The organism is Streptomyces sp. ADMS, assembly GCF_033441795.1.
GTDB lineage: Bacteria > Actinomycetota > Actinomycetes > Streptomycetales > Streptomycetaceae > Streptomyces.
In genome coordinates this window covers 1-4123 of record NZ_JAVFVX010000234.1, presented here as the reverse complement: position 1 = coordinate 4123, position 4123 = coordinate 1, and the positions used below count along the sequence as shown (strand labels likewise).

Annotated in this window: 3 protein-coding genes and 3 pseudogenes; 3 read left to right on the top strand and 3 right to left on the bottom strand. The window is 69.1% G+C overall.

Going from position 1 to position 4123, the window contains the following annotated elements; translation table 11 throughout:
- Positions 1-239: 239 nt before the first annotated feature.
- Entirely contained in the window at positions 240-1163 is a 924-nt protein-coding gene (locus tag RB628_RS39640) for a LysR family transcriptional regulator (RefSeq protein WP_318325501.1), read from the bottom strand.
- Between the two features lie 169 nt (positions 1164-1332).
- On the opposite strand from RB628_RS39640, the gene RB628_RS39635 reads away from it, so the two are divergent.
- Entirely contained in the window at positions 1333-2532 is a 1200-nt protein-coding gene (locus tag RB628_RS39635; RefSeq protein WP_318325500.1) for a cysteine desulfurase-like protein, read from the top strand.
- Positions 2533-2617: 85 nt separating this feature from the next.
- Here RB628_RS39635 and RB628_RS39630 read toward each other — a convergent pair.
- Positions 2618-2938, bottom strand: a pseudogene (locus tag RB628_RS39630) (transposase); the annotation flags it as partial.
- A 106-nt stretch (positions 2939-3044) separates the two neighbouring features.
- Here RB628_RS39630 and RB628_RS39625 point away from each other — a divergent pair.
- Both RB628_RS39625 and RB628_RS39620 read left to right on the top strand, forming a co-directional pair.
- Complete coding sequence (locus tag RB628_RS39625) at positions 3045-3170, top strand: hypothetical protein (RefSeq protein ID WP_318325499.1); 126 nt, start codon at positions 3045-3047, stop codon at positions 3168-3170.
- Positions 3151-3456 (top strand): annotated as a pseudogene (locus RB628_RS39620) (response regulator transcription factor); the annotation flags it as partial. The gene RB628_RS39625 and the pseudogene RB628_RS39620, both read left to right, overlap by 20 nt.
- Here RB628_RS39620 and RB628_RS39615 read toward each other — a convergent pair.
- Positions 3416-4087 (bottom strand): annotated as a pseudogene (locus RB628_RS39615) (transposase); the annotation flags it as partial. The pseudogenes RB628_RS39620 and RB628_RS39615 sit on opposite strands and share 41 nt — an antisense overlap.
- Positions 4088-4123 lie beyond the last annotated feature (36 nt).

Genomic DNA, 4123 nt, shown 5'->3' with positions numbered 1-4123 from the left:
CGGAAGCATCGGCGGGTCCCTCACAGCAGGCGACGCAAGCACCGCCGATGCTTCCTTGCTGTCTGCCACCGACGTGGGCCGACGGCCACAGGTCATCCATGTGAGCTACCTGCCTGACGGTCAGTCAGAACTGCGGAAGTCGAGTGATAAGGCTGCGGGGTAATAACCATGTCCAGCACCGGAGCACAGCCGCAGGAACACCGACTACCGGATCACCGGGCTCCACCAGTCTCGACCCCCTACAACCGGACGCTCTCCAAAGCCTCGATCAGCAGCGTGACCAACTCGTTGATGATCGGGGGGCGGGTGCCGGGTCTGCTCACGGCGAGGACCTCGCGGTGGAGGGGCGTGACTCCGGGCGGAAGGACAACCCGTTCGACTCCGGACCGGTCGCTCTCTCCGCTGATGAGAGTGGCTGGGATCAGGCCCACCGCCAAACCGGCTCTGATCATGGCCAGCATGCTGTGCAGGTCCTCGGTTTCCAGCGTGACGTCGGGAGAGATCCCCAGTTCTCCGGCCCAGCGATGCAACAAACGCCGATCGGGGCTGTGTACGTGGCCCGAGGTCCATTCCATCTCAAGGCATTCCGCCAGTTCCAACGGGCGACGGCCCGGCCGAGTGCCCGTGACGAGGACCAGCGGCTCGTGCCTCAGGGAGGTGGTGGTCCACTCACCAGAATTGGCCGGTGGGTCCTCGGGCAGGTATCGGTAGGCGATGAGCAGGTCCAGGTCACCCGATTTGACCTTGGGCAACCCTTTGTCTGTCTCCACGATGATGAGGCGGATGCGGGGGCCGCGGCCACGGGGCTTGAGAACGGACAGAATCCCGGGGAGCAGGTGGCTCATCGCGCTGGGGTAGGCGCCGACGCGCAATTCGGCGATTTCACGGTTCGAGATGCTGTTGGCAGCGTCCTGGAATCGGGCGGTCGCGTCGAAGAGCGTCTCGGTCGCTTGTGCGAGGGAGCGGCCGGCCGCGGTCAGGATCAGCCGGCTGCCGGGGCGGCGGATGACCAGCTCGATGCCCATGTCGCGCTCCAGCGCGGCGATGTGCTGGGACACCGCGGAGGGTACGTAGCCGCGGGCCGCCGCGGCCTCGGTCATGGAGCCACGGTTCACCACGGCCATGAAAGTGGACAGGAGCTTCAGATCCGGCTGAGACTTCATGACTCGTGAACTTTCTCTTCTCGATCCATCGCTTTACGTGTTCTGCCGCCGGTGCCAGAGTCTAGGCAACCGGCCGGAAGGACGCGCCCCACCTGCGCTGTCGTCCGCGCTGTCGCCGACCGTCGGCAGCCCTTCGCAGGATCGTCCTCCACTGCAGAAAGCCGAGGCCATGGCCATCGACCTGACCGTTCTCCGGGCCCACTTCCCCTCCCTCGACCACGGCCTCGCCTTCTTCGACGGCCCGGGCGGGACCCAGACCCCCCGCCCCGTCGCCGACGCCATCACCGCGACGCTGACCGGCCCCCTCTCCAACCGGGGTGTTGTCAGCCCGTCCGAGCTGAACGCCGAGCGCGCCGTCGCGGAGTTCCGCGCCGCCTACGCCGACCTGCTCAACGTGCCCGCCGGCGGCATCGTCCACGGGCGCAGCGCCACCCAGCTCACGTACGACTTCTCCCGTCACCTGGCCAAGGGCTGGAAGGCGGGCGACGAGATCGTCCTCAGCCGCCTGGACCACGACTGCAACGTCCGCCCCTGGGTCCAGGCGGCCGAGCGCGCCGGAGTGACGGTCCGCTGGATCGAGATCGACGCCGGGACGACGGAACTGGACCTCGATTCGTTCGAGCGGGCGATGTCGCCTCGGACCCGGCTGGTCGCGGTCACGGCGGCCTCGAACGTGCTGGGCACCAAGCCGCCCGTTCGCCGGATCGCCGACCGGGCGCACGAGGTCGGCGCCCTGGTGTACGTGGACGGGGTACACTACGCCGCCCACCACTTGGTGGACGTGCCCGCGATGGGTGCGGACCTGTTCGTCTGCTCGCCGTACAAGTTCCTCGGACCGCACTGCGGCGTGCTCGCGGGAGCGCCCGAACTCCTCGAAACCCTCCGGCCGGACAAGCTTCTGCCGTCCCCCGACACCGTGCCGGAGCGCTTCGAGTTCGGCACGCTCCCCTACGAGATCCTGGCGGGCGCCACCGCCGCCATGGAGTTCCTCGCAGCGATCGACCCGGGCGTGGGCGCCACACGCAGGGAGCGGCTCGCACATTCGCTGGGCTCTCTGCACGAGCACGAGCAGGCGCTGAGCACGAGGCTGCAGGACGGTCTGCGCGCTCTGGGTGATCTCGTCACCCTGCACTCGAAGGCGGCCGACCGTACCCCGACCCTCCTGATGACCCTCGAAGGCCGCGACGCCCGCGAGGCCCAGGTGCACTTGGCCGCACGCGACGTCCTGGCCCCCGCCGGGTCGTTCTACGCGTACGAGCCCTTCGCCGCACTGAAGCTGGAGGACCCCGCCCTGCGGGTGGGCCTGGCGCCGTACAACACCGCCGACGACGTGGACAGGCTCCTCGACGGTCTTTCCTCCTTTCTCTGAAGCTTGTCCCGAATGTGGCCGCCTGAGGCTCAGCGAGGGAAGCCTGTCTGACTGATCGTCGTCAACGTGGTCAGGTCACACCGGGGGATTCGGTGGACTCCCGCAGCCCCTCCGCGAGCGCGATGAGCTCGGTCCCGTCGACGCGGACGCCGAGCAGGACCAGGACACACGAGTGTGCCTGCCCGAGACGGACCTTGGGGTGGACCCCGTCGGCCCACACGTAGACGAAGTCGCGGTCGGACAGGTCCCGGGCCTGGAAGGCGGCATGGTCCTCGCCCCACTGCTTCGTCAGCCGGGTCACCGTCGCTGCGGACAGCCCCGCCGTGCCGCCGAGGAACTGCTCCAGCGCGGGCACGAAGTCCCCGGACGACAGGCCGTGCAGGTAGAGCAGCGGCAGCACCTGAGCAGACGGCGGCCCGCACCGAGACGGCCGCGCCCGCGCCGTGGTCGGACCGGCTCACCGGGCTCGCCGCGCGCCCGCTGGAAGGCGACGTCGTCGGGGCGGTGATGGCGTGAGCACCGAGCTGAGCGGGGTCGACCTCGCGCGCCAGGCCCTGGTCGCCGCCCGGGAGGCGGCGAAGAAGAACGGCACCACCCGGAAGAATGAGAAGCCGAAGCACCCCAGCCGTCCACCGTGACCTGGCCACGCTGACGCCGCGCGAGCGCGAGGTACTGACGCTCATGGGCCGAGGTCTTTCCAATTCCGAACTGGCATGCGAACTGACGCTCAGTGAGGCGACAGTAAAGACCCACGTGGCCCGGATCTTCGCCAAACTGACCCTGCGCGATCGGGCCCAGGCCGTCGTCCTCGCCTACGAGACAGGACTCGTCTCACCGGGCGAGTCCGCTGACACCGCCACCCCCTGCCGAATAGCCGGCAATTTTGGAGCCAGGCATGCTCGGTGGACGGCACCCGGGTGGTGAAGGTGACCTGTGCGGGCAGGTCACGCAGCGCCTTGCCGTGGTAGGCGGCATCAGCGACCACATCGATACGCCGGCCCCAGTGGCAGGCGGCCAGGAACCGGATCATGGAGGCGGCGAGTTCGACCTTGGTCTTCTCGCCCTTCGGGCGGTGCAGCCGGGCGGCCACCGGCAGACACACCGGCCGGGAAAGGAACGGCAGGTCCACGATCAGGCCGAGCACGACGAAGCAGGTGCCGTATCCGATCCCGTCGCGGCCTGCGGCGGAGCCGTCGTGCTGCCAGGCGGCGCCGAAGACCTTCTTCCCGCGCCGTTTGAACAGGGTGTCGTCCACCGCCACCGTCAACCGGGTGCCATCGGGCACCAGGGAGCGCACCACCAGGTGGGACAGTGACGCGCCCAGCGTCTGCGGGTCCCAGCGGGCACGGGCGAAGAAGGAGTGGACCCGGTCGTGGGACCAGTGCCGCGTCAGACCGGCACCCAGGAGCATCCCGGTGACCGTGCCCCGGCCGGTGTTCGCGATCAGCCCGGTGACCAGCGCGGCGAACGTGGAGAACGTCGGGAAGGTGAAGCTGCCGCTCAAAGCGCCCAGCACGGCGAGCAGAGATGCGGGTGCGGTCGGGTCCGGAAGCATCGGCGGGTCCCTCACAGCAGGCGACGCAAGCACCGC